We start from the raw sequence: 24776 nt of genomic DNA on the forward strand, positions 1-24776 counted from the left end.
ATGTCTAAAGCAGGTCAATAAGTACTTTTCCTGCTTTGACATTAATGGCCGATTTCATAACCGCATCTCGTTCAGACCACTCTTCTTGTGCAAATCGATGAATATATGCGGGTAACACTTCTGAAAGAGCTTGCGTAGCCGTTCTAGGTACAGCTCCTGGCATATTAGCCACACAAAAGTGAGTAACTCCCTCCTCTACAAAAGTCGGTTCGTTATACGTTGTCGGACGAGTTGTTTCAACACATCCCCCTTGATCCACTGAAATATCCACAATGACAGAACCTTCCATCATTAATTTTAAATGGGAACGGTTAATAAAATGCGGCGCTTTCTTCCCGGGAACATGCAAAGCAGCCACTAACAAGTTTGTGGTAGCCATTAACGACAAACATTCCTCTTGATTATTTATAGGGTTAATTAAAGGATCCAGTTGAGTGACTGATGCAAGTGCCTCAAGTGACTTATCATAAACAGACACTTTCGCGCCTATATTTCTTGCTAATAAGGCTGCTTGCCTTCCAGCAGAACCAGCCCCAAGTACCAATACTTGCCCTTTTTCGACACCATCGTCTTGCAAACCGCCTAACAATAAACCAGAACCACCGCGGTATTGATGTAATAAAGTAGCACCTATCTGAACAGATAGTTTTCCGGCTATTTCACTCATGGGTTTAAGGATTGGCAGCTGTTTATTATCACGCACCGATTCAAAACCAACAGCCGTCAGGCCTATTTTTGATAATTTACTCGCTAGTTCTTCGTTCGCAGCAAGGTGAAGAAAACAAAAAAGAAGGTGATTAGGTGTTAAATATTGAAGGTCCCCCTCTTGCGGCTCTTTTACCTTTACAATTAAATCGCCTGCCTTATAAAGTGCTTGCGCTGTAGGGCAAACAATCACACCAACTTGCCTATATTGGTCATCATCAAAGCCGCTTAAAACACCAGCCTGATGTTCAATATAAAGGCGGTGCCCCTTCGCAATGAGTTCCTGACAAGCCATTGGCGTTAATGCAACACGCCCTTCAGCTGTTTTAATCTCTTTTGGAATACCAATATTCATCAGCATAATACTTTACCTAGTTAGATCTTATCGCCATACTACAGCGCTTTAAAATTAAATTAAATGAGCCAGCGCTCATTTTCAAACATACCCCCTTGGGTATAAGCATAGTTTAAACACAGTTATTTAGGAGCCACTTATGAGCGACAACTCACATCATCGATTAATTATTTTAGGGTCCGGCCCTGCAGGTTACACAGCTGCTGTATATGCTGCTAGAGCCAACCTAAACCCCTTATTAATCACCGGTATTGAACAAGGCGGCCAACTGATGACAACTACTGAAGTTGATAATTGGCCTGGTGATGTAGAAGGCTTGCAAGGCCCAGCTTTGATGGAAAGAATGAAGCAACACGCTGAACGCTTCGATACAAAAATTCAGTTTGACCATATCCATACTACCGAATTACAACAACGCCCATTCACTTTAAAGGGCGATGCAGGCACATACACTTGCGATGCCTTAATAATCGCCACCGGAGCTTCTGCAAAATATTTAGGCTTACCGTCTGAAGAAGCATTTAAAGGAAAAGGTGTTTCAGCATGTGCCACCTGTGATGGTTTTTTCTATAAGAACCAACGTGTTGCTGTTATCGGCGGCGGCAATACTGCCGTTGAAGAGGCACTTTACTTATCTAACATTGCAGAACACGTTACAGTTATTCATCGACGTGACTCATTTCGTTCGGAAAAAATCTTATCCGATAAATTAATGAAAAAAGTGGCCGATGGTAATATTTCAGTCGAATGGTTTAACCAATTAGATGAAGTACTCGGCGACGATATGGGTGTCACGGGTATTCGCATTAAAAACACTCAAGATAATAGTACGAAAGAGATTGACCTTGAAGGTGTTTTTATTGCCATCGGTCATTCACCTAACACTCAAATTTTTGACGGCCAATTAGATATGTCTCATGGGTACTTACATACTGAACGTGGCAGCTCAGGCAATGCAACACAAACCAGTATTCCAGGTATTTTTGCCGCTGGGGATGTCGCTGACTCTATATACAGGCAAGCCATTACATCGGCAGGCTCTGGTTGTATGGCTGCGCTTGACGCCGAGCGTTTTCTTGATGCTTTAGAGGATGCATAAAGATCTGTAATCTATCATGCTCCACTGGTTAGATATAGAAAATGATGCTGAACCATTTCCTTCTCTAGATTACGCATTAGAGGAGCCAAATGGCTTACTAGCAGCTGGGGGAACTTTAAACCCCCAGCGCTTACTAAATGCCTACCGTTGCGGTATCTTTCCTTGGTTTGATGAAGATCAGCCTATTCTTTGGTGGTCACCTGACCCTCGGTTAGTTTTAAAACCGGATGATCTACATATTTCTCGCAGCCTGAAAAAATGTATCAATAAAAATTTATATAGCTGCACCGTTGACAAGGCATTTAATGAGGTCATCGTGGCCTGCTCTACGAGTCGAAAGGATCAACAAGGCACTTGGATTACCGATTCAATGATTGATGCTTATCAAACTCTGTTTACTTTAGGTCACGCTCATTCAGTTGAAGTTTGGGCGGACGAAAAACTAGTTGGTGGTCTTTATGGTGTCAGCATTGGGCAGGTTTTTTTTGGCGAATCAATGTTCAGCCGGTTAGATAACGCATCCAAAGTGGGGTTTGCTTTTTTATGCAAACAGTTAAGTCAATGGGAGTTTCAGCTGATAGATTGCCAAGTCCACTCTGACCATCTAGAGCGATTGGGCGCATCAACCATACCGAGAAAAGAATTTGCTGAACAACTTGCAGTTTATTGTCTAAAAAAACCGTCGACAAACGCGTGGTTACTTTCATGAGCTCACCCTCCCCAGCTGGCAGACAGTTACAACTCTATATATCAACACCACAAGCGTGTGATTACTTAACGGATCGACAATCACAAAATATTTTTATTTCGCCTGATGTCACAGTAACACCTAGCATTTACGAATACCTTATTAGCATCGGTTTTAGGCGAAGCGGACAACATACATATCGCCCACACTGCCCTAGTTGTCGTGCCTGCATTTCTTCGAGAGTGGATGTACAAACATTTAACGCATCAAAAAGCCAACGAAGAGTGTTAACAAAAAATAAAGACCTAAGCGTTAGCTCTGTGCAATCTATTTTCTCAACAGAACACTACGAGCTATACTGCCGATACCAAGCTTTTAAACACCCTGGTGGCTCTATGGAAAGTTTCGGTGAAAATGAATACGAAGAGTTTTTATGTCAATCATTTGGTAACAGTTTGATGTTTGAAACCCGTTTGGGTGAAAAACTATTAGCTGTTTCAGTAACAGATATTTTTGGTGATGCCCTCTCTGCAGTTTATACTTTCTTCGACCCAGAATACTCAGCTAGAAGTCTGGGGACCTTTTCAATTTTGCAGCAGATCAAGGCCACTCAAAACCGCGGGAAAAGGCATTTATACCTTGGGTATTACATAAAAAATTCAGTAAAAATGGCTTATAAAACTAATTTCATGCCCCTTGAGATGTTAATTGAAGGAAAATGGCGTCGTTACACTAAAGATGATGAGCTACCCGATCAAAGCGCATCTTTGGACTCCCCAATAACTTTTTAAACCAATTCGTACTTAACACCGCTCAAATAGTGTAAAATCGCGCCGCATTAGCTTGTTAATCAAGTGTTTAGTTTATTATTTTTTAAAGGAAATCATGGCAAAAGAAGATCAAATTGAAATGGAAGGCGTAGTAAAAGATACGCTACCAAATACAATGTTTCGTGTTGAGTTGGAAAATGGTCACATTATCACAGCGCATATCTCAGGAAAAATGCGTAAGCACTATATTCGTATTTTAACGGGTGACCGCGTTAAAGTAGAAATGACACCATACGATTTAACAAAAGGCCGAATCACCTACCGAGTTAAATAAGCATCACTCTATACGTATTACTTAACGGGGACACACCCCGTTAACTCATACCCGATCAGAACCTTATCATTTGGTAAGCGTTATTAACGCTGCTCAATTAAGTCTTTCGTTGCTTCTGTGATAATAAAATCAATCTTATTATCCTTTACGTAAACCTTCACTGTTCCGCCGTTGGTTAATCGACCAAATAACAGTTCGTTAGCCAATGGTTTTTTGATATGTTCTTGCACAGTACGTTCCATCGGTCTTGCGCCCATTTTAGGATCGTAGCCTTTTTTCGCTAACCAACTACGTGCTTCCGGCTCCAATGTTAACGATACATTCTTATCATGTAATTGAGACTCTAGTTCAAATATAAACTTGTCTACCACATGAATAATGGTGTCTTCGTCTAGTGATTTAAATTGAACAACCGCATCGAGTCTATTTCTAAATTCTGGTGAAAATGACTTTTCAATCACTTGCATACTATCTGATGAGTGCTCTTGTTCAGTAAAACCAATTGAGGCACGACTCGCTTCTTGCGCGCCAGCATTCGTCGTCATCACTAACATGATGTTTCTAAAGTCTGCTTTTCTGCCGTTATTATCTGTTAACGTGCCGTGATCCATAATTTGCAGTAATAAATTAAAGATATCAGGATGGGCTTTTTCAATTTCATCAAGCAACAAAATTGCATACGGGTGCTTGTTCACTTCCTCTGTTAGTAAGCCACCTTGGTCATAGCCAACATAACCTGGGGGTGAACCGATCAAACGAGAGACCGTATGACGCTCCATGTACTCTGACATATCAAAGCGAATTAAATCGACACCCATTATTTTGGCTAGTTGATTGGTCACTTCTGTTTTACCTACACCCGTAGGACCAGCGAATAAAAATGACCCTATGGTTCTTTCTTCTTGGCCAAGCCCAGCTCGACTTAAAATAACAGCATCAGACAGTTTCTCAATCGCTTCATCTTGGCCGAAAACAACCATTTTAAGATGGCGCGCCAAGTCCTTCAGCTTGTCTTTATCTTGAGATGAAATGCTTTTCTCAGGAATTCTCGCAATTTGAGCAATGATTTTTTCGATATCACTAGTTAAGATCACCGGTGGCCGATCCGCTTCAGGCAACAAACGCTGTTTTGCGCCAGCTTCATCAATAACATCAATTGCTTTATCCGGTAAAAACCTATCATTGAGATAACGGTCTGCTAATTTAGCTGCCGTTTCGATACTTTCAGCACTGTATTCAATATTATGATGTTCCTCATAACGTGGTTTTAAGCCTTTTAAGATACGAATAGTATCGTCAACTGATGGCTCATTGACATCAATTTTCTGAAAACGTCTTGCTAAGGCATGATCTTTTTCAAAAATACCGCGGAATTCTTTATAGGTAGTAGAACCAATACAGCGCAACTCACCCGATGCCAAAGCTGGTTTGATCATGTTTGAAGCGTCCATCACACTACCTGAGGCTGAACCTGCTCCAATGATAGTATGTATTTCGTCAATAAATAGTATGCTTTTTTCTTGTTTTTTAAGTTGATTGACCAAACCTTTTAGTCGTTTCTCAAAATCGCCTCGGTATTTTGTTCCGGCAACTAATGTGCCCATATCTAATGAATAAATAGTGGTTTCTTCAAGTACTTCAGGAACATTACCCTCAACAATCTTTAACGCTAGGCCTTCCGCAATTGCTGTTTTACCAACGCCTGCCTCACCAACCAATAAAGGATTATTTTTACGGCGGCGACATAGGGTTTGAATCGTACGTTCTAACTCTTTTTCACGGCCAATTAAGGGATCAATTTTTCCAAGTTTCGCTTGTTCATTCAAATTAACTGCATACTTTGTTAGTGGATCATTTGAAGCCTCTTCTCCCTCTGATGCAGGAACTTCCTCAAAGTCAGACATGTCGTCCTCTTCAATTCTTGCAATACCATGAGATATAAAATTAACCACATCAAGCCGAGTCACATTTTGGCGGCTCATTAAATATACCGCTTGTGAATCTTGTTCGCTAAATATAGCCACCAGTACATTCGCACCAGTCACTTCTTTTTTACCGGACGACTGAACATGAAATACCGCTCGCTGAAGAACCCGCTGAAAACCTAGTGTCGGTTGAGTTTCACGTTCGACATCACTTGGAATGATCGGTGTAGACTCTTCTAAATATGCCTCAAGATCACTGGTCATTGCCTCTACATTGCCACCAGATGCTTCAAACACTTCACACGCAGACTTATTACTCATCATCGCTAACAGCAAGTGTTCTACTGTTATAAATTCGTGACGTTTCTCATGCGCTTGTTTAAACGCATCGTTTAATGACTGTTCTAACTCTTTGTTAAGCATTGTTCACTCCACTTCTTCTAATGTGCACTGCAAAGGATGCTGGTTCTCTTGAGAATGCGCTATGACCTGTTGCACTTTTGTTTCCGCTATATCTTTAGTATAAATACCACATACACCAATACCACTAGTATGCACATTCATGGTGATTCTAACGGCCTCTTCTTTATCTTTATAAAAAATTGTTTGCAAAATAGACACCACAAAATCCATTGGCGTGAAATCATCATTTAACAACAACACCTTATACATCGGCGGCTTTTGCAACTTCGGTTTTGATTCTTGAACAGCTAAATTGCCGTCGTCTTGGTCATCTTCAAAAGGTAAATCAGGCATACGTTTCAATAATTAAAATTAAGTTATGTCATTTTGACAGAAAAAACATCATCTTGTTCTATATAGTCGAACTAAATAGATAGACTTTTTCATCAGGCCGTTGAGCAATGGTATACCATCTGCTTCAAATCTGAACAGCCTTTTAACACCACTATATTTTATTGCTACAAACTCCAGTTAACTTACTAAATGGTGCCTGTGGAATGATTTTTCAAGTTAACTTAAATCATCCGCACGTTCACATAAGTGCACTGCTTGTGTTTATAACACCTTATGCTTTAGAAAAAACAGCTCAACTTAATTTTATAAACACATGTACTGATAACTCCTACAGCACACTATTTAGGCCTATTAATCGCTTCAACCCTTTTTTTCACTCAGACACCAATGAAATAAAGTCTGCCTTAATATCTTCATTAATATAGGCCATTCCGAGCTTATTTAAATAGTCTAAACGAGGTGCGTTCTTCAACTCTATACGCAGTTCTCCGGCCTGACAGTGTTGATAAAGCGCGGCAACATACTCAAGGTAGTCCTGCCCGTCCTTAATCATTAACAAACTGGCTGCGCCAACATCAGGGCGAACAGCTTGATGTTGTTCTTGCGTTAATGCAATAGCAAAAACAACCGGCGATTCTTCAACGTCAACCCGTAAACGTCTACGGCGTACAGTTTGCTGAGCCCAGTAATAGGCCAGTTCTTTACTGGGTGTTAAAAAAACTGGCTCAGTCGTTTCACGATAAGTATTTCCAATAGTCGCCATGGTGCTCTTTGCTGCTTCGTTCATAAGGTGATCACCTGAACGTTTTAAGCCAGCAGACAAAATAGAGTCAACTAAAGATGAGGAGGTACCGTGATACCAAACATGACTAGTAATAAAACCGTTTCTGCTTAGAAGCATGTTGGCATCTTTTAAATAATGGGGTATCTCACGCATTTAATGGTCCTTTCTATCTATACTAACCTTACGTCGAATTTTAAACTCAGCCAAATAAAAAGGCGACTTCAGTAGAAAAAGCCGCCTTTAAAGTACATAAGTTTCAACAAATACGCTTAGCTAACGCATCTCTCTAGGTATTTAAGAAAACTGATTGGAGGTGTTTTTCGCGCCACCCGCTTTCAGTGCATTTTCACCTGCAAAATATTCTTTGTGGTCATCGCCCATGTCTGATCCCGACATATTTTGATGTTTAACACAGGCAATACCCTGACGAATTTCTTTTCGCTGTACGTCCCTTACATAGCCTAGCATTCCAGCCTCACCGAAATACTCTTTAGCCAAGTTATCTGTAGACAATGCGGCTGTGTGGTACGTCGGCAATGTAATCAAGTGATGAAAGATATTTGCTTCTCGAGACGAGTCAGCTTGGAACGTGCGAATTTTATCGTCTGCATCGGCAGCCAATTCCGTTGCATCATATTTAGCATTCATCAGATCTTCTCGGTCGTAAGCCGATACATCCTTACCCTCTTCGACCCATCGATCGTAAGCCTGTTGACGGAAATTAAGCGTCCAGTTGAATGATGGGCTATTGTTGTACACTAACTTCGCATTAGGAATCTCTTTACGTACTTCGTTCATCATGTCTGCAATGTCTTTAACGCTTGGTGTTGCCGTTTCAATCCAAAGAAGATCGGCACCCGCTTTAATGGCTTCGATTGAGTCAAATACGCAACGTTCAGGACCAGTACCTTGACGAAATTGGTATAGACCAGAAGGTAAGCGCTTAGGGCGAACAAGTTTACCGTCACGATTAAAACATACGTCACCTTCAGCCATATCAGCTACGTCAATTTCTTCAACATCTAAGAAAGAATTGTATTGATCGCCTTGGTCACCAGGCTCTTTAACCACCGCGATTTCTTTGGTTAGGCCAGCACCTTCAGAATCTGTACGAGCAACAATTAGCCCATTGTCGATACCCAATTCTAGAAATGCGTGACGTAATGCACGAATTTTGGCATGAAAATCAGCATGAGGAACCGTGACTTTGCCATCTTGGTGACCACATTGTTTTTCATCCGCCACCTGGTTTTCAATTTGTAAACAACAGGCCCCCGCTTCAATCATTTGTTTGGCCATTAAATAAGTCGCTTCCGCATTACCAAAGCCCGCATCAATATCAGCAACAATCGGCACAACGTGGGTCACATGATTATCAATTTCTTCTTGGATTTGTTCGACTGTAGCCTCATCACCTGCTTCGCGAGCCGTATCTAATTGACGAAACAGGCCTCCTAATTCACGCGCGTCAGCCTGCCGAAGAAATGTATAAAGCTCTTCGACTAATGAAGCAACCGCGGTTTTTTCATGCATTGATTGATCGGGTAAAGGACCAAACTCAGAGCGTAAGGCCGCCACCATCCAACCAGAAAGGTAAAGGTAACGGCGATCCGTCTTGCCACCAAAGTGCTTCTTAATAGAAATCATTTTTTGTTGACCAATAAAACCGTGCCAGCAACCTAATGATTGTGTGTATAGCGTGTTGTCTGCATCGAAGGCCGCCATGTCTGCATTCATAATATCAGCGGTATATTGCGCGATATCAAGGCCCGTTTTAAATTTGTTCTGTGCACGCATACGTGCAACAGATTCTGGGTTAATGGCAGCCCAAGAATCTCCCTTAGCTTGGACTAACTCTGAAACAGCATTTATATCATTTGTATAAGATGACATTTAGATCTCCTTTCAATTAATGACGTAAAAAGTAAACATGTATAGCGTTAAAATATATGGACATTGTATTGCCCAACCTAACGTGACTGATTCCTAGCAACTACAAATACTCGTAAGCTGGTACCGTTAAGAAATCCACTAGTTTTTCAGATGTGGTAAAGCGGTCCATTATTTTTGCCGCCTCGCTGAAACGGCCCTCTTTAAAGCGCTTTTCACCAATCTCACTCTTAATAGTTTCCATTTCTTCAAGCATTAATTCGCGGAACAATTCAACGGTTACTTTTTTGCCGTTGCTTAAGTTTTTGCCGTGATGTATCCATTGCCAGATTGATGAGCGTGAAATCTCAGCAGTTGCCGCATCTTCCATCAAACCATAGATCGGCACACAACCATTACCTTGGATCCATGCTTCAATATATTGAACAGCTATTCGCAAATTAGCCCGCATCCCCTCTTCTGTTCGATCGCCTTCACAAGGCTCTAATAAATCCTCTGCTGTCACGTCGGCATCTTCAGTACGCAATACGTCCATTTGGTTTGCTTTGCCTTCACCAATATATTCATTAAAGACCGCCATTGCTGTATCTGCCAGACCTGGGTGCGCGACCCATGTTCCATCATGGCCATTTTTTGCTTCTAGCGTTTTATCGCCAACGACTTTTTTTAAGACAGTGGCATTAGCCTCGGCATCTTTTGCGGGTATAAACGCTGCCATTCCGCCCATTGCTAAAGCACCGCGTTTATGACAAGTTTTAATTAATAGCCTCGAATATGCACTCAAAAAGGGTTTATCCATGGTCACAACTTGGCGGTCTGGAAGCACACGATCTGGGTAATTTTTAAGCGTTTTGATGTAGCTAAATATATAATCCCAACGACCACAGTTAAGTGCCACAATATGATCACGAAATTCGTAGAGAATCTCATCCATTTCGAAGACAGCTGGTAGTGTTTCAATCAAAACAGTTGCTTTGATAGTACCCCGCTCTAACCCTACCAAATCTTCAGCTTTATCCATTAAGTCAGCCCACCAGCGAGCTTCTTTATGCGATTGCAATTTAGGAATATAAAAGTATGGCCCTGAACCTTTTGCTAATAAGGTTTTATAGTTATGGAAAAAATAGTATGCAAAATCAATTAAACCACCAGGAATTTCCTGTCCGTTTAAATGAATGTGCTTTTCAGGAAGATGCAAACCTCGTGCGCGGCAAACAAGTACCGCAGGGTCATCATTTAGTTCATAGTGTTTGCCTGATTTAGGGTCATCTAATGAGATAGTCCCATTAACTGCATCACGCATATTAACTTGGCCCTGAGCGACTTTATCCCACGTCGGCGACAATGAATCCTCAAAATCGGCCATAAACACTTTTACATTGGCGTTTAAAGCATTAATGATCATTTTACGATCAACAGGACCGGTAATCTCTACTCGTCTGTCTTGTAGGTCATCTGGAATACCTAAGATACGCCAATCACCCTCACGTATATGTTTTGTTTCCGCTAAAAAGTCAGGCAATTGACCCGCATCAATTTCGGCCTGCCTTACTTTACGTGCCTCGAGTAACGCTGCAACACGAGGGGAAAACTCTTCCGCTAATGTTGACACAAAAGCATTTGCTTCATCGTTATAAATACTGGCATAACTTGGTAACAGTTCACCTTTAAACGTTAATGCATTCATTTAAACCTCCTAAGTCGGTTATAAAATAATGTTTGTGCAGTGCATTATATTAACTTTATACCACCGTACAATCCCAATAAAGCTATTTCTATCATTAATTAAATTAATGATAGAATGCAATCCAATGGAAGAACATACGATAAAGTCTAACCGTCATAAGCAATTAAGGTCATTTTGTATGGCCGCCAAAGTTGGTGGCTTTTCAAAGGCCGCTGATTTATTACAATTAAGTCAACCGTCCGTATCACTGCAAATTCAAAGCTTAGAAAAAGAATTAAACGCTAAGTTATTTACTCGAAATGGTCCGAAAATAACCTTAACGGATGCGGGGAAAAAATTACTGGAACTGGCAAAACCACTTGTTGAGCAAATGGATACTCTGCCAACACGGTTCACTGCCGCCAACAACCCAGAAGAAACAACTGAAATTAACATCGCTGCTGGTGAGGCGAGTATCCTTTATTTATTACCGAATATCGTAGAACGCTTTAAACAACGATACCCTCATGTACATATTAAGTTGCATCAGGTATCAGGAAACACCAGCATAGAGGCCATTAGAAATGATGAAGTAGACTTTGCTGTTGGCCCGATGTTAGAAGTCCCCGCCGATATTCTATACAAGCAAGTTTATCGCTTTGTCCCTGTGCTGATTATGCCATTTGGTCATCCGCTAGCCTCGGTCGACGAGGTTAGCCTGCATGAGATTGTTCAATATGACCTTATTTTGCCACCTAAACACTTAAATACATGGCGTATTGTTGATGACGTATTACAAAAACACAAATTACGCTATCGGGTTTCATTAGAAGCTTGGAGTTGGGAAATCATCAAAAAATACGTCGAATTAGGTTTAGGCTTATCAATCGTTACCAGCGTGTCATTAACGGGCAACGAACAGCTCATCGCAAAACCATTGTCAAAATACTTTCCTGATTATTACTACGGTGTCACCATGAAAAGACAAGGGTCATTATCATTACCAGCCAAAAACTTTCTTGAGTTAATAGACCCCAGCTTTTTTCAAGGTTGATAAATACAGCATAGCTTTATTCAACAATAAATATTTTTAAATTCAAAACATTAGCACTGTTAAATCCATAAGTTTAATTCAATTGAAGCACTCTTCAATTAATTCAATTAAAATACGTACTCTAAATAATTTTTACTACACCCGATGATCTGGAAACCAAACGTCACCGTCGCATCTATTGTTGAACTTGACGGAAAATTTTTGATGGTTGAGGAAGAGTCCCCAGTCGGCCCTGTCCTTAACCAGCCTGCTGGACATTTAGACCCAAACGAAAGTATGGAAAACGCTGTCATTAGGGAAACTTTAGAAGAAACGGGTTACCGTTTTACACCGGAAGTAATTATCGGCTCGTATTTATGGCATAACACTGATAATGAAACCACCTATTATCGAAGTACTTATGCTGGCAGCGTGTGTCATAAAGAAGTCTCAACAGAACTTGATGAAGGCATTATTCGTGCGTTATGGATGAGTCTCGATGAAATCAAAGCAAATACCGATCGCTTACGTAGCCCTATTATTTTAGAAAGCCTTAATGACTACCTGTCAGGGGTTAGTTACCCGCTTTCAATCATTAAATCTTACATTAAATAAAACCTATAACCTACTGTTTTAAATGGACAATAAAAAAATAATGATCGGCATGTCAGGTGGGGTAGACTCTTCTGTAGCCGCATTGCGCTTGCTTGAACAAGGTCACGAGGTAACCGGTTTATTTATGAAAAACTGGGATGAGGATGATGGCAGCGAATATTGTACAGCGAAGGAAGATTTAGCCGATGCCCAACAGGTCAGTGATAAATTGGGTATTGAACTTAAAACCGTCAATTTTGCAGCTGAGTACTGGGATAACGTTTTTGAAGACTTTTTAAGCGAATATGCCGCTGGTAGAACACCCAACCCCGATATTTTATGTAACCGTGAAATTAAGTTTAAAGCCTTTTTAGATTATGCCACTGAACTCGGAGCTGATTACATAGCAACCGGACATTACACACAAATTGCTCAACAACACAATCAATTCCAACTCCTGCGTGGTTTGGATAACAATAAAGACCAAAGCTACTTCCTTTATACATTGGGGCAAACGCAATTAAGTCGCTCACTCTTTCCTATTGGGAATATGGAAAAACCGGCTGTTAGAGAACTTGCACAAAAAGCGGGGTTTATTAATAGTCGGAAAAAAGATAGCACCGGTATTTGTTTTATTGGTGAACGCAAATTTAAAGATTTCTTACAACGCTACCTGCCCGCTCAACCAGGCCTTATGAACACACCAGAAGGTGAAACCATTGGCGAACACCAAGGTTTAATGTATTACACCTTGGGCCAGCGTCAAGGGCTCGGTATTGGCGGCATTAAATCCGCTGCCGAAGAACCTTGGTATGTGGTTGAAAAAGACCTAAAAAATAATATTTTAGTAGTCGCTCAAGGGCATGACCATACCTTAATGCAAAGCAATACACTCAACGCATCACAGCTCAGCTGGGTTAGCGGTCAAGCTGTATCAAACAGCTTTCGCTGCACCGCTAAAACACGCTACCGTCAAAAAGACCAAGCATGTCAAGTCACCCTGATTGGTGATGATCATTGCCTAGTACAATTTGACGACCCTCAACGTGCCGTGACCCCGGGTCAATCTGTTGTTTTTTATAACAATGAGGTTTGCCTTGGTGGCGGTATAATAGACGCCACTTCCACTATAAACTCATAATTCACTATAATTTCATGACATTAAATAAACTAAATGCCCTTTCCCCAGTTGATGGCCGTTATGCCAGCAAAGTTGATGAACTACGCCCTATTTTCTCAGAATTTGGCTTAATTAAAGCACGTGTGACCGTTGAAGTCCGCTGGCTACAAGCCTTATCAGAACACGATGAAATTTCTGAAGTTAATCGCTTTTCGGACACTGCTCATGCCTTACTTGATAGTATCGTCGAGCAGTTTTCATTGGACGATGCTCAACGTGTAAAAGACATTGAAAGCACAACAAACCACGATGTAAAAGCAGTTGAGTACTTTCTTAAAGAAAAAATCGCTGACAATGCCGAATTACTGACCATTAGCGAGTTCATTCACTTTGCATGCACTTCTGAAGATATTAACAACTTATCTTACGCCTTAATGCTTAAAGAAGGTCGCGACGAAGTAATAGGCACTGCGATCGCAAATGTTATTGATGACATTAAAGAGAAAGCGCTTGACTATGCGGCAGCGCCATTGCTCTCAAGAACACATGGGCAGACTGCCTCGCCAAGCACAATGGGGAAGGAGTTTGCTAACGTTGTTGCCCGCTTAGAGCGCCAATTATTGCAACTGGAAGATGTAGATATCATGGGTAAAATAAACGGTGCCGTGGGTAACTACAACGCACATTACTCAGCCTATCCAGCCGTTGATTGGCCAGCGTTTGCAGAAGCATTTGTTGAATCATTGGGTTTAACCTTTAACCCATACACTATCCAAATCGAGCCTCATGACTATATTGCTGAATACTTTCATGTCCTAGCAAGAATCAATACTATCCTGATTGATTTCTCACGAGATGTCTGGGGTTATATCTCAGTCGGTTATTTCAAACAAAAAACCATTGCTGGAGAAGTTGGCTCATCAACTATGCCACATAAAGTTAACCCCATTGACTTCGAAAACGCAGAAGGTAATTTTGGTATTGCTAATGCCTTAATGAACCACTTTTCTGAGAAATTACCTATTTCAAGATGGCAACGTGATTTAACCGATTCTACTGTGCTTAGAAACCTAGGCACTTGTTTAGCACACAGCTTAATTGGCTTTAAATCATTACAAAAAGGCATTTCAAAACTAGAAATCAATGAAGCAAAACTATTAGCTGACTTAGATGCCAACTGGGAAGTTCTTGCTGAACCTATCCAGACGGTGATGCGTCGCTATGGTATTGAAAAACCCTATGAAAAATTAAAAGAACTCACTCGAGGGCAAGGCATAGATCAAAACTCCATGAAAGCCTTTATCGAAACTTTGGAGATTCCTAACGATGCCAAACAATTACTGCTTGAAATGACACCTGCTAGCTACACCGGCTGTGCAGAAACACTAGCAAATAATATTAGTAAACTCTCATAAATGTGACATAACTCATACTCAAATTATTTTAAATAATTATAATGAATCACCTGCAAGACGACACCTAAAGTCTATTTTTTCCCCATTTATAGGCTTTAAGTCTTGTACGTTAACCGAATCAATTGATTCGGTTTTTTTTGCTTTATTTGCTATTCCTTACCGGCACTGGTTAACTATTAGTAATATTCATTTTACTTGGAGTTTTCAATGTCAATTTATGAGCTTGAACACGCCGTCTTTAGAGAAACAAAAACAACATTTAACCTAAACTCTTTTGAACAAAACAAACTAGCCCTAGTTTGTTTGATTAATCAGGCCCACACTGACATTAATATCTACAGTCACACGCTAAACCCTTTAGTTTTTGATACCGAAGCAGTTATTTTTGCTTGTGAACAGTTTTGTTTAAAAAATCATCGCACTCATATCAATGTATTAGTGAATGAGACACGTCCAATCACCCGAATATCTCATCGCTTACTAGGTTTATCACATCGATTTTCTAGCAGCATTTCGTTTAAGAAAGTGGCCGCTGCTAGCCCTCCTCGTGAGGATGATTTTGTTTGTTTCGACAAAAGCGCCTACCTTCAAATACCTAACTATCAACATTATGTTGGCCTCTGTAATTTTTCAGACGCAGACCGTACTGCACAGTTCTTATCCTATTTTAAAAGTGCTTGGGAAATCAGTTCGCCAGACATCGAACTTCGGTCACTGCCATTATGATTAATAAGTTTACTGCTGCTTTTCTTTTGTTACTGTTTACCACACCTGTTCTTGCTGAACTTATTTTTCACCCTTTAAAGCACAAACAACCTGTCGATGTTATCAGTAGCATCAAACCTTTTTTACAACCTCATGAGACAGTGGGAGCCGGTTACAACGAATTAATTCTGCGCGTTGACCCTCAAAACCTATCCGATATTAAAAGACTCATTGAGCGATTAGACCAACCTGCTCACCGCTTAGTTATTCATGTAAATCGCGATGGTCAGTTTAATCAGCAAACAAAGGGGTATAACGTCAACAGTCATATCAATATTGATACACGTCATAATGCAAAAAGTGCCATCGATGGCGAACTAAAAATATATAGTACAAAAGACCAATCAAATGAAAAGAACAATCAGAGCATACAAGTTTTAGAAGGACATACCGCTTATATATCAGATGGTGTCAGTGAACCTGTTAATAGTGTCCATATCCAACAATATAACAACCATCATCATATCTCAGCCTCTACAGACTATCGTGAAGCCTCAAACGGGTTTTACGTTACGCCTCGGTTATCGAACGATTCCGTTATTCTAGACATTGCTCCTTGGTATGAAGAAGCCTTGTCTGAAAATAGAACCTCGGCCCACTTTACCCGCGCCTCAAGTGTTATTCGCGGGCGGCTAAACACCTGGATTAAATTAACAGGCATTGATGAAATCACTCAGCAAACCAACTCTAAAATTCTTGGCAGTCAGTCTAAAACATTTATAAAAAATAATACTATTTGGGTAAAAATTGTCGACCTAGATGCACAATCAACTCAATAAATGTCAGTTTTTAGGAAACACTATTGTCCATTTTTGCCCGCCTAACCGACTTTGGCCCGATGTTAACGTTCCTTTATACAGTGATACCAATTCATTCACGACCGCTAAGCCAATGCCATGACCATGAACAGACTCATCAGCCCTAATCCCCCTTTTTAAAACATTTTCAATTTCATCATCACAAATCCCAACCCCATCATCCTCAATGGTAATTTCAATACTTGAAGATGAATCATTCGTTACCTTTTTAACACTAACTTCTACAACCGTGTTCGCCCATTTAAAAGCATTATCTAATAAATTACCAAACAGCTCAAAAATATCCCCTTTTTCTGCATTAAACAAAAGATTCGGCTCAATATCTTTTATCACCTTCAATGATTTATCAGCATAGACTTTGTTTAATGAATCAATAATTTGCGACACTATTAACTCCACATCTAACGGTTTTGCTAACGTCTGGTGTCCTTTAGCTGCAGCTTTTTGCAACTGATAATCAACCATTTGCCTCATTAGCAAGGTTTGATTCTCAATAACTTTTTTATCGTCTTGCGATAAATTTTCTTTTTCATAAATCCCCGTTAAAACGGATAAAGGGGTTTTTAAACTATGTGCCAAATCAGCCAAGGTATTTCGGTAGCGTTTTAAATGTGTTCTCTCGTTATCAATAAGCTTATTGAGTGTATTAGCAACCTCTTTTAATTCATGACTATAATCGTTATCTAAATACTTTGCATCGCCGGTTTGAATGCTTTCTAGGTCATCAACTATATGCCTTAACGGCCTTAAGCTAACCCTTATAATCCAAAACTGTAAAATAATTAATATCAGCCCGATGCCACCTAACCATTGCCATAAAACAGATCGGAATCCAGCTATCTGATAATCCACACTTGAGGTAGACTCAATAACAACAAATTCAAAAGTCTTCTGTTGAGAGTGTTCGTTTTCCAGCGTTGCTTTATAGTGTAAAGCAACACTTTCTTGACGGCCCGGGTGGTTTTTTATATAGGCTTTTTGACCTAGCTTTAAACGCTTAATGGGCTCTATTAATTTACCTATCGATGAGGTACTTCGCCAAACCATTTCACCGTTAAGGTCAAAAATATAGGCATATAAGCCTGAACTAAGCTGTGAGAACCTCGGTTCTGATAAGTTAGTCGGCATCACTAGTTTATTGGCACGGCTGATTTCGGCTTTTCCAAGAATAGAGTACAGGTGAATTTGAAGTCGGTCGTTTAAAGCATTTTGTGCGCCTTTTTGATAGGCCGCATCTAAAACTACGCCTGCTAAGCCTAAAAAACAAAACAGCACCACACTGGCAGAAAAAATTAACCGAGACTGTATGCTGTTATTCATCTACAGCTTTAAACTAACTAGTGATTAAGCGGAATGGAAAAGCGATAGCCTCTTCCTCTTAGCGTTTCTATCGGCTTGTGTTGATCATTGGGGTCTAATTTTTTGCGCAATCGGCCTACAAACACTTCAATTACATTACTATCACGGTCAAAATCTTGATCATATATATGCTCCGTAATTTCAGTTTTTGAAATAACCTTACCAGAATGCATCATCATATATTCCAGCATTTTATATTCATAAGCGGTTAATACAACAGGCTTTTCATCCACCAAAACCTGCTGTGCACTGCTATCCAATGATATTGGGCCACACACAAGCATTGGAGATGCAACACCGGCAGAACGACGAATCAACGCATTCATCCGCGCTAATAGCTCTTCGGTATGAAATGGCTTAACTAAATAGTCATCTGCGCCTGCCTCTAAACCCTCAACCTTTTCTTCCCAACGTGCACGAGCTGTCAATATAAGTATTGGGAAATTGATATCTTTAGCACGAAGCTGCTTTATAACTTCCATCCCTGGGATATCTGGCAAGCCAAGGTCTACAATCGCAATATCAATGGGGTACTCTGTACCAAAATAAAGAGCATCAGTACCATTATCTGTCGCATCGACAGCAAACCCCCTCTTCGTTAAATTCTCAACCAGTTGCTCCTGCAAGGATTGATCATCTTCAACTACAAGAACTCGCATAAAAAAACCTTTCCGTTATTTTCGTGTACCTTGAACACGAATTTTTTTAACATGTCCTTTATCAGTCAACACCTTGATTACGTGAACTGGTTGCCCATTCATTTGCTTTGTTTGAGCGTCAAGAACCTTCCCTTTACTATTCTTTTTAACTGTCTTGATCGCTTCATCCAAACTGATAATATCTGCAACAGCTAACACAATCATCTCATCACACGCTAAAACATGACTCGAAATAGCCATATTGCAAAAAATAGTGAACAAAATTACTTTTAAAGTGCGCATATCATTATAAAAAGCTCATTGAGTGGTTAACAGTTTATTCATTTCGCATGAATTTTAGCTGAATATTTTATCTTCTATACGCCTCTAAAACAAAAAGACTTTATTCAGTGTTGTAAAGTTAGCCATGAACGATGCCGTAGCAGCGCCCATACTTTTTGCCAATTTCTCAAGAAAGGGTTGCTGGGCTGTAAAATCAACAATTTTCTCTTCGCCAATTTCATTCTTCGCAACAGATCGAACATCACCAATAGCATCAGTCAAACCTAATTCAATACTCTCAGAGCCAGCCCACACTAGACCACTAAATAAATCTGGGTTTTCTGCTAAACGCTCTCCTCTGCCACTTTTTACAGACTCGATAAATTCTGTATGAATATCGTTCAACATCCCTTGAACGTGTGCTTTTTCAGCAGGTTTTACGTTGGAAAATGGGTCTAAAAATCCTTTATGCTCTCCGGCAGTATATAAACGACGCTCTACACCCAATGATTTCATCGTGTCCGTAAAGCCAAAGCCATTCATCACCACGCCAATTGAGCCGACAATGCTAGATTGGTTGACAAATATTTTATCCGCCGCTGACGCGATAAAATAACAGCCAGAGGCACATAAATCCTCAACCACTGCATAAATTGGTAGTGTTGGGTGAGTATTTTTGAGCTCTCGAATAGCCTCATAAACATAACTCGATTGTACGGGACTTCCACCAGGAGAATTCACCCGTAAAACAATTCCTTTAGTGTTGGGGTCTTTAACTGCATTTTTTAGACTTTTAATAATACTCTCAGCATCTGCCTCGCCACCCGAAACAATGATTCCTTTAACATCAACCATCGCGGTATGTGGACCTTTTGATAATGTGCTTACATCAGACATCGGTGACATAGCCAAGCTACTGATAAAAATGATGTAGGTTAACAATAAAAGCTTGAAAAAAATATTCCATCGTCGTGTCCGTCGTTGCTCTATGACAGAAGCCAAAGCGACCTTCTCTAATACAGATCTCTCCCACTGTTGATCATTCGGTATTGATTTATCTTTGTTAAAAAACGCCATTCTTACCCCTCAAATATTTCCATTAAATTATTAATACACGCTACCGGCATCTGTTTTGATAATATTTCATGTGAGTGGGCACCCGTGGTGACGCCTATGCTGGATACACCTGCATTATTCGCCATCTTTAAATCTAATGTTGAGTCACCAATCATTATCGCCTTGTCTGGCTGGATACCACTTTCGTCAAGAATATCAAATAACATATGTGGGCTAGGTTTCGATTGCATTTTTTCAGCACACCTAAGGTGGTCGAAATAAGGGCGAAGCCCTGTTCCATCAAGGCTTCTATCCAAACCTGATTGCCCTTTACCCGTCGCCACTGCTAACGTTTTACCCATTTGTTTTAACTTTTCCAAGGTCGGTAATGTATCAACAAACAAGTCTTTTGTTGAAATCTTTTTAGCTAAATAAACCTCACGATAGGCAGCAACCATGGCTATTTTTTCATCATCAGACAGCTCTGGAAATAAGGTTACCATTGCCTCTGACAGGCTCAGGCCAATAATATCTTTACAGGCTTGTTGGCTAGGTTGATCTATGCCTTGGTGCTTAGCTATTATCTGAATGCACTCAACAATCCAATCAATAGAGTCTACTAGGGTGCCATCCCAATCAAAAATTATTAAATCGTACTGAGTAATCATAGTGTTTTTAAAAACATTTCAAGTTCGTTATCTAGAGGCGCTTCAAACATGACCTTTTTTTCACTTAAGGGGTGTATAAACTCAAGCTTGCTTGCATGTAAAAAAAGCCTCATTAAGCCTTTCTCGCGGTAAGATTTATACTGTGCCGGTGTTGAATAGCGCTCATCTCCGGCAATAGGGTGACCAAAATGCTTAGCATGCACCCTTATTTGGTGTGTTCGACCCGTTTTAGGCGACGCTGATACTAAGGTTGCCCCTTTATATTGCGCCAATTTCTCAAACAAGGTTTCCGACTTTTTACCCTCAGGGTGAACACGCACCCTGTGTTCGCCACTTTCTAATGTCCGCTTTTCCAACGGTGCATTCACGTTGACGGACTGTTTATGGATAACACCACAGAGTAATGCTGTGTATGTTTTGCTTATTGTTCTATTGCGTAATAATGATTGCAGTCCATTTAACATTTTTCTATTTTTTGCGATCAATAAACAGCCAGAGGTCGCCTTATCTAAACGATGAACTAATTCCAAATAACGCTCCTCTGGGCGTAAAAACCGTAATGTTTCAATTACCCCGTGACTGTTTGCCGTTCCGCCATGAACAGCCATACCAGAAGGCTTATTAAGCACCAATAAGTGTTCGTCTTCATATATCACCCTTTCCTCAAGGCTCGACAACATCCACTTTGCTGGTGATGACGCACTTTTTTCTTCCATTTTTACTGGTGGCACCCTCACCAGGTCATTGACCTTTAAACGATAGATGTTTTTTGCTCGCCCTTTATTAATCCTGACTTCCCCACGGCGAATAATCTTGTATATATGGCTTTTAGGAACGCCTTTTAACTGCGTCATTAAAAAATTATCCAAGCGTTGACCTACTGAATTTTCGTCGACCTCAATAAACCGAACTTTGTCATACGCCTCTGTTTTCATATAGTTTTAACTTTAGTGTATATCTGATTGATGTTATTAGCTTAATTTGCTATAGTCCGAAAAGTTTAATAGGTATTAGATAAGAATTATTAAACTCAGTGAACATGATAACGATTGTCTGTTAGCAAAGCTAATCTGTCGTTTTATAACTCGCCCTTTGGGGTGGTTACATTGAAGTAGGTCAGCTACTTTATTCAGCTTTACAACAGGATCTGAATGCATCAGTTACACAACTGGCATTCAAACGGGTTTTATTTGCTCGACCCATGATGAGCGATTTTTAATTGCCCATAAATACAGAAATTTAATACGGACATTTCAATAAAGCCAATTAATAAAATAAGTTTAAGCTTTTATGTCTGAACCAAGTGAGAAACAAACTATTTTTAAACCACTAAAATTTAAAGATAACAATTAGTATATGAAACTACTCCACCTTTCTCGCCTCCCAATAATTTCTGTGCACTATGCGGCATCAGGAAAAGAAACAAATGAAAAGAATGTTAATCAATGCCACTCACACAGAAGAGTTACGAGTGGCCCTTGTCGACGGACAAAAACTATATGACCTTGATATAGAGGTACCTGCAAGAGAACAGAAAAAATCAAATATATATAAAGGACTTATTACCCGCGTAGAACGTAGCTTAGAAGCCGTTTTTGTTGACTATGGTGCTAACCGCCATGGTTTCCTTCCATTTAAAGAAATTACCGGTCAAGCGATTGGCTTAGACACCCAAGATATAAAAGACAAAAACCAAATTAAAGAAGGTTTGGAAATTGTCGTACAAGTTGAAAAAGAAGAGCGTGGCAATAAAGGCGCAGCGCTGACAACACAAATTAGCTTAGCAGGTAGCTATTTAGTATTAATGCCAAACAACCCGGGTTCGGGCGGTATTTCACGCCGTATTGACGGTGATAATAGAACAGCTTTACGCGAAGTACTTGATCAACTTGAAATTCCAGAAAATATTGGCCTCATCGTTCGTACTGCCGGTGTTGGTAAGTCAGTCGAAGAGCTCCAATGGGACTTAAACTATCTTACACATTTGTGGGATGCCATTAGTCTCGCTTCAAAAGACCGTAAAGCGCCCTATTTGATCTTCCAAGAAAGCAACTTTGTTATCCGTTCTATTCGTGATTACTTACGTGCTGATATTGATGAAGTTCTGATTGATAGTGAAGCATCATTTAATTTAGCACATGATTTTATGCAGCAAATTATGCCGCAATATTTATCGCGCGTTAAACTTTACGAAGACTCCGTTCCTTTGTTCACGCGTTACCAAATCGAAAGCCAAATTGAAACCGCTTACGGACGTGAAGTCCCTCTTCCATCTGGTGGGTCTATTGTTATAGACCCAACTGAAGCGCTCACCTCCATCGACATCAACTCAGCTCGTGCTACAAAAGGTGCTGACTTTGAAACGACCGCACTCAATATCAACCTTGAAGCTGCTGATGAGATTGCAAGACAACTTCGTATTCGTGATATGGGCGGCCTATTCGTCATCGATTTCATTGATATGGGGCCTACTAAAAATCAACGGATGGTAGAAAATCGCATTAAAGAAGCGATGAAGCATGACAGAGCACGTATTCAATTCAGCAGAATTTCACGCTTTGGTTTATTGGAAATGTCTCGTCAACGAATCCATTCATCGTTAACAGAGTCTAGCTTGCCTGTTTGCCCACGCTGTCATGGCCAGGGTACTATTCGAAGTGTTGAGTCGCTCTCTTTATCCATTATTCGCATTCTGGAAGAAGAAGCGATGAAAGAGCATACAGCGCGGGTAGTTGTTCATGTCCCCATTGATTGCGCGACTTTTGTTCTTAACGAAAAACGTTCTGAAGTTGAGCAAATAGAAGAGACTCATAAAGTATCGTTGATTATCGTTCCTGATAAACATCTTGAAACACCTCATTACGAAATAGAACGAATTCGTACAAAAGAAGCAAAACAAGATACGGCTGCCAGTCATGAGCGCTTACAAAATAGTAAGACTCGAGATGCTAAACCATATCAACGTGAAGCCGTCAGCCAAGAAACGGCCGCCGTTAAGAATGTTATGCCTGCTACACAACGCCCAACAGCACCATCAAACGTAGCCAACGATGGTTTCTTTAAGCGTTTGTTAAGCAAAATAGTGCCGTCATCAGAAAAACAACCTGTTAAAAAAGAGCCGGCTAAAGCAAATAAAACGAGCAATAATCAGCAAGGCAACCAACAACGCAACGCTAACCCAAACGAAAATAAAAATAGAAACCGTAATAAAAACAGAAATAAAAATAGAAATAACAAAGATCAGAGTAAGCAGAACCCAAATACATCACAGGCTGCTAATGTTGATGGTTCAAACGAAAAAACAAACCCAAAACCAGCTCAAACCAAACAAAACGATGCTGAGCAACCATCACGACCTAGAAGACGACGTAGATCCAATAAACGTTCACCTAACAGCGATGCACCTAAGTCACAAAACACTAATATTGCCGAATCTAAGCCTGTAGAGTCTAAACCTGTAGAGTCTAAACCTGTAGAGTCTAAACCTGTAGAGTCTAAACCTGTAGAGTCTAAACCTGTAGAGTCTAAACCTGTAGAAGCTAAGCCCACTGAAACTGGTAACACAGGGGTTAAAAACGGTACTCGCCACCCTCGCAGAAGAAGGCGTACAACAAGCAACAAACCTAAGCCTCTCGACACGGCAAATGGCTCACCAGAAGCCAATCAAGGTGCAGCCACTTCAAAGCCAGTAGATGTAGAGTCTAAGCCTGTAGAAGCTAAGCCTGTAGAAGCTAAGCCTGTAGAAGCTAAGCCTGTAGAAGCTAAGCCTGTAGAAGCTAAGCCTGTAGAAGCTAAGCCTGTAGAAGCTAAGCCTGTAGAAGCTAAGCCTGTAGAAGCTAAGCCTGTAGAAGCTAAGCCTGTAGAAGCTAAGCCTGTAGAAGCTAAGCCTGTAGAAGCTAAGCCTGTAGAAGCTAAGCCTGTAGAAGCTAAGCCTGTAGAAGCTAAGCCTGTGGAGCCTAAACCTGTTGAGTCATTAACCAAAGATCAACAGTAATCACACACTGTCAAAAAAAGTAGTTAAAACGTTATAAACCAATAAAGGCCTCAGCAAAAACT

Annotated in this window: 23 protein-coding genes; 11 read left to right on the forward strand and 12 right to left on the reverse strand. The window is 40.4% G+C overall.

The genetic code is table 11. From position 1 onward, the window contains the following. Window positions 1-4: 4 nt before the first annotated feature. Window positions 5-1066 (reverse strand): alanine dehydrogenase, encoded by a 1062-nt coding sequence (locus Q91_RS05880; RefSeq protein ID WP_015005965.1) that lies wholly within the window; start codon window positions 1064-1066, stop codon window positions 5-7. Between the two features lie 133 nt (window positions 1067-1199). Between Q91_RS05880 and trxB the strand changes: the two genes are divergently transcribed. The 4 genes from trxB (at window position 1200) to infA (ending at window position 3951) form a co-directional block, all read left to right on the forward strand. Beyond that, window positions 1200-2159: a thioredoxin-disulfide reductase gene (trxB, locus tag Q91_RS05885; protein WP_015005966.1), complete on the forward strand. Its 960-nt coding sequence runs from the start codon at window positions 1200-1202 to the stop codon at window positions 2157-2159. Window positions 2160-2175: 16 nt separating this feature from the next. After that, window positions 2176-2868, forward strand: a complete 693-nt coding sequence (aat, locus tag Q91_RS05890) for a leucyl/phenylalanyl-tRNA--protein transferase (protein ID WP_015005967.1) — start codon at window positions 2176-2178, stop codon at window positions 2866-2868. Continuing rightward, window positions 2865-3638, forward strand: a complete 774-nt coding sequence (locus Q91_RS05895) for an arginyltransferase (RefSeq protein WP_015005968.1) — start codon at window positions 2865-2867, stop codon at window positions 3636-3638. Before aat ends, Q91_RS05895 begins: the two co-directional genes overlap by 4 nt. A gap of 94 nt (window positions 3639-3732) precedes the next feature. Further along, entirely contained in the window at window positions 3733-3951 is a 219-nt protein-coding gene (gene infA, locus Q91_RS05900; RefSeq protein WP_015005969.1) for a translation initiation factor IF-1, read from the forward strand. 83 nt (window positions 3952-4034) lie between these two features. On the opposite strand, the gene clpA is transcribed toward infA, so the two are convergent. The 5 genes from clpA to aceB form a co-directional block, all read right to left on the reverse strand. After that, window positions 4035-6299, reverse strand: a complete 2265-nt coding sequence (gene clpA, locus Q91_RS05905; RefSeq protein ID WP_015005970.1) for an ATP-dependent Clp protease ATP-binding subunit ClpA — start codon at window positions 6297-6299, stop codon at window positions 4035-4037. A 3-nt stretch (window positions 6300-6302) separates the two neighbouring features. Then, window positions 6303-6632, reverse strand: a complete 330-nt coding sequence (gene clpS, locus Q91_RS05910; RefSeq protein WP_015005971.1) for an ATP-dependent Clp protease adapter ClpS — start codon at window positions 6630-6632, stop codon at window positions 6303-6305. Window positions 6633-7005: 373 nt separating this feature from the next. Beyond that, window positions 7006-7569: a hypothetical protein gene (locus Q91_RS05915; protein WP_015005972.1), complete on the reverse strand. Its 564-nt coding sequence runs from the start codon at window positions 7567-7569 to the stop codon at window positions 7006-7008. 141 nt (window positions 7570-7710) lie between these two features. Further along, the gene (locus Q91_RS05920) at window positions 7711-9309 is read right to left on the reverse strand and encodes an isocitrate lyase (protein WP_015005973.1); all 1599 of its coding nucleotides are present in this window, start codon (window positions 9307-9309) and stop codon (window positions 7711-7713) included. Window positions 9310-9409: 100 nt separating this feature from the next. Next, window positions 9410-10993 (reverse strand): malate synthase A, encoded by a 1584-nt coding sequence (gene aceB, locus Q91_RS05925; protein WP_015005974.1) that lies wholly within the window; start codon window positions 10991-10993, stop codon window positions 9410-9412. 124 nt (window positions 10994-11117) lie between these two features. On the opposite strand from aceB, the gene Q91_RS05930 reads away from it, so the two are divergent. From Q91_RS05930 to Q91_RS05955, 6 genes are all read left to right on the forward strand, one after another. Beyond that, complete coding sequence (locus Q91_RS05930) at window positions 11118-12026, forward strand: LysR family transcriptional regulator (protein WP_083856989.1); 909 nt, start codon at window positions 11118-11120, stop codon at window positions 12024-12026. Window positions 12027-12170: 144 nt separating this feature from the next. After that, window positions 12171-12620 (forward strand): NUDIX hydrolase, encoded by a 450-nt coding sequence (locus Q91_RS05935; protein ID WP_015005976.1) that lies wholly within the window; start codon window positions 12171-12173, stop codon window positions 12618-12620. A 22-nt stretch (window positions 12621-12642) separates the two neighbouring features. Continuing rightward, entirely contained in the window at window positions 12643-13740 is a 1098-nt protein-coding gene (gene mnmA, locus Q91_RS05940; RefSeq protein WP_015005977.1) for a tRNA 2-thiouridine(34) synthase MnmA, read from the forward strand. Window positions 13741-13754: 14 nt separating this feature from the next. Beyond that, window positions 13755-15134, forward strand: a complete 1380-nt coding sequence (gene purB, locus Q91_RS05945) for an adenylosuccinate lyase (protein ID WP_015005978.1) — start codon at window positions 13755-13757, stop codon at window positions 15132-15134. Between the two features lie 207 nt (window positions 15135-15341). Further along, window positions 15342-15860, forward strand: a complete 519-nt coding sequence (locus tag Q91_RS05950) for a hypothetical protein (protein ID WP_015005979.1) — start codon at window positions 15342-15344, stop codon at window positions 15858-15860. Continuing rightward, entirely contained in the window at window positions 15857-16678 is an 822-nt protein-coding gene (locus Q91_RS05955) for a NolW-like protein (protein WP_015005980.1), read from the forward strand. Before Q91_RS05950 ends, Q91_RS05955 begins: the two co-directional genes overlap by 4 nt. Before the next feature lie 3 nt (window positions 16679-16681). On the opposite strand, the gene Q91_RS05960 is transcribed toward Q91_RS05955, so the two are convergent. The 6 genes from Q91_RS05960 to Q91_RS05985 form a co-directional block, all read right to left on the reverse strand. Beyond that, window positions 16682-18037: an ATP-binding protein gene (locus Q91_RS05960; RefSeq protein ID WP_015005981.1), complete on the reverse strand. Its 1356-nt coding sequence runs from the start codon at window positions 18035-18037 to the stop codon at window positions 16682-16684. Window positions 18038-18054: 17 nt separating this feature from the next. Continuing rightward, the gene (locus Q91_RS05965; protein ID WP_015005982.1) at window positions 18055-18735 is read right to left on the reverse strand and encodes a response regulator transcription factor; all 681 of its coding nucleotides are present in this window, start codon (window positions 18733-18735) and stop codon (window positions 18055-18057) included. A gap of 15 nt (window positions 18736-18750) precedes the next feature. After that, complete coding sequence (locus Q91_RS05970) at window positions 18751-19017, reverse strand: PepSY domain-containing protein (RefSeq protein ID WP_016390636.1); 267 nt, start codon at window positions 19015-19017, stop codon at window positions 18751-18753. Window positions 19018-19101: 84 nt separating this feature from the next. Then, on the reverse strand, window positions 19102-20073 hold the full coding sequence (locus Q91_RS05975; protein WP_015005984.1) for a S49 family peptidase: 972 nt from the start codon (window positions 20071-20073) through the stop codon (window positions 19102-19104). A gap of 2 nt (window positions 20074-20075) precedes the next feature. Continuing rightward, window positions 20076-20720 (reverse strand): HAD family hydrolase, encoded by a 645-nt coding sequence (locus tag Q91_RS05980; RefSeq protein WP_015005985.1) that lies wholly within the window; start codon window positions 20718-20720, stop codon window positions 20076-20078. Continuing rightward, window positions 20717-21655 carry an RluA family pseudouridine synthase gene (locus Q91_RS05985; protein ID WP_015005986.1) on the reverse strand — a complete coding sequence of 313 codons (939 nt, stop codon included), beginning with the start codon at window positions 21653-21655 and terminating at the stop codon, window positions 20717-20719. Before Q91_RS05985 ends, Q91_RS05980 begins: the two co-directional genes overlap by 4 nt. A 491-nt stretch (window positions 21656-22146) precedes the next feature. On the opposite strand from Q91_RS05985, the gene Q91_RS11420 reads away from it, so the two are divergent. Beyond that, complete coding sequence (locus tag Q91_RS11420; protein WP_015005987.1) at window positions 22147-24714, forward strand: Rne/Rng family ribonuclease; 2568 nt, start codon at window positions 22147-22149, stop codon at window positions 24712-24714. Window positions 24715-24776 lie beyond the last annotated feature (62 nt).

Origin of the sequence: Cycloclasticus sp. P1, from assembly GCF_000299965.1 — a bacterium.
GTDB lineage: Bacteria > Pseudomonadota > Gammaproteobacteria > Methylococcales > Cycloclasticaceae > Cycloclasticus > Cycloclasticus pugetii.

What these genes read in the sequence shown, in the direction of transcription:
- Q91_RS05935 (WP_015005976.1), top strand. Translation starts at nt 12,171, where the DNA reads ATGATCTGGAAACCAAACGTCACCGTCGCATCTATTGTTGAACTTGAC.
- aat (WP_015005967.1), top strand. Translation starts at nt 2,176, where the DNA reads ATGCTCCACTGGTTAGATATAGAAAATGATGCTGAACCATTTCCTTCT.
- clpA (WP_015005970.1), bottom strand. Translation starts at nt 6,299, where the DNA reads ATGCTTAACAAAGAGTTAGAACAGTCATTAAACGATGCGTTTAAACAA.
- infA (WP_015005969.1), top strand. Translation starts at nt 3,733, where the DNA reads ATGGCAAAAGAAGATCAAATTGAAATGGAAGGCGTAGTAAAAGATACG.
- Q91_RS05965 (WP_015005982.1), bottom strand. Translation starts at nt 18,735, where the DNA reads ATGCGAGTTCTTGTAGTTGAAGATGATCAATCCTTGCAGGAGCAACTG.
- aceB (WP_015005974.1), bottom strand. Translation starts at nt 10,993, where the DNA reads ATGAATGCATTAACGTTTAAAGGTGAACTGTTACCAAGTTATGCCAGT.
- Q91_RS05895 (WP_015005968.1), top strand. Translation starts at nt 2,865, where the DNA reads ATGAGCTCACCCTCCCCAGCTGGCAGACAGTTACAACTCTATATATCA.
- Q91_RS05930 (WP_083856989.1), top strand. Translation starts at nt 11,118, where the DNA reads ATGGAAGAACATACGATAAAGTCTAACCGTCATAAGCAATTAAGGTCA.
- Q91_RS05980 (WP_015005985.1), bottom strand. Translation starts at nt 20,720, where the DNA reads ATGATTACTCAGTACGATTTAATAATTTTTGATTGGGATGGCACCCTA.
- Q91_RS05920 (WP_015005973.1), bottom strand. Translation starts at nt 9,309, where the DNA reads ATGTCATCTTATACAAATGATATAAATGCTGTTTCAGAGTTAGTCCAA.
- Q91_RS05880 (WP_015005965.1), bottom strand. Translation starts at nt 1,066, where the DNA reads ATGCTGATGAATATTGGTATTCCAAAAGAGATTAAAACAGCTGAAGGG.
- Q91_RS05970 (WP_016390636.1), bottom strand. Translation starts at nt 19,017, where the DNA reads ATGCGCACTTTAAAAGTAATTTTGTTCACTATTTTTTGCAATATGGCT.
- Q91_RS05985 (WP_015005986.1), bottom strand. Translation starts at nt 21,655, where the DNA reads ATGAAAACAGAGGCGTATGACAAAGTTCGGTTTATTGAGGTCGACGAA.
- Q91_RS11420 (WP_015005987.1), top strand. Translation starts at nt 22,147, where the DNA reads ATGAAAAGAATGTTAATCAATGCCACTCACACAGAAGAGTTACGAGTG.
- Q91_RS05915 (WP_015005972.1), bottom strand. Translation starts at nt 7,569, where the DNA reads ATGCGTGAGATACCCCATTATTTAAAAGATGCCAACATGCTTCTAAGC.
- purB (WP_015005978.1), top strand. Translation starts at nt 13,755, where the DNA reads ATGACATTAAATAAACTAAATGCCCTTTCCCCAGTTGATGGCCGTTAT.
- clpS (WP_015005971.1), bottom strand. Translation starts at nt 6,632, where the DNA reads ATGCCTGATTTACCTTTTGAAGATGACCAAGACGACGGCAATTTAGCT.
- Q91_RS05975 (WP_015005984.1), bottom strand. Translation starts at nt 20,073, where the DNA reads ATGGCGTTTTTTAACAAAGATAAATCAATACCGAATGATCAACAGTGG.
- Q91_RS05960 (WP_015005981.1), bottom strand. Translation starts at nt 18,037, where the DNA reads ATGAATAACAGCATACAGTCTCGGTTAATTTTTTCTGCCAGTGTGGTG.
- Q91_RS05950 (WP_015005979.1), top strand. Translation starts at nt 15,342, where the DNA reads ATGTCAATTTATGAGCTTGAACACGCCGTCTTTAGAGAAACAAAAACA.
- trxB (WP_015005966.1), top strand. Translation starts at nt 1,200, where the DNA reads ATGAGCGACAACTCACATCATCGATTAATTATTTTAGGGTCCGGCCCT.
- Q91_RS05955 (WP_015005980.1), top strand. Translation starts at nt 15,857, where the DNA reads ATGATTAATAAGTTTACTGCTGCTTTTCTTTTGTTACTGTTTACCACA.
- mnmA (WP_015005977.1), top strand. Translation starts at nt 12,643, where the DNA reads ATGGACAATAAAAAAATAATGATCGGCATGTCAGGTGGGGTAGACTCT.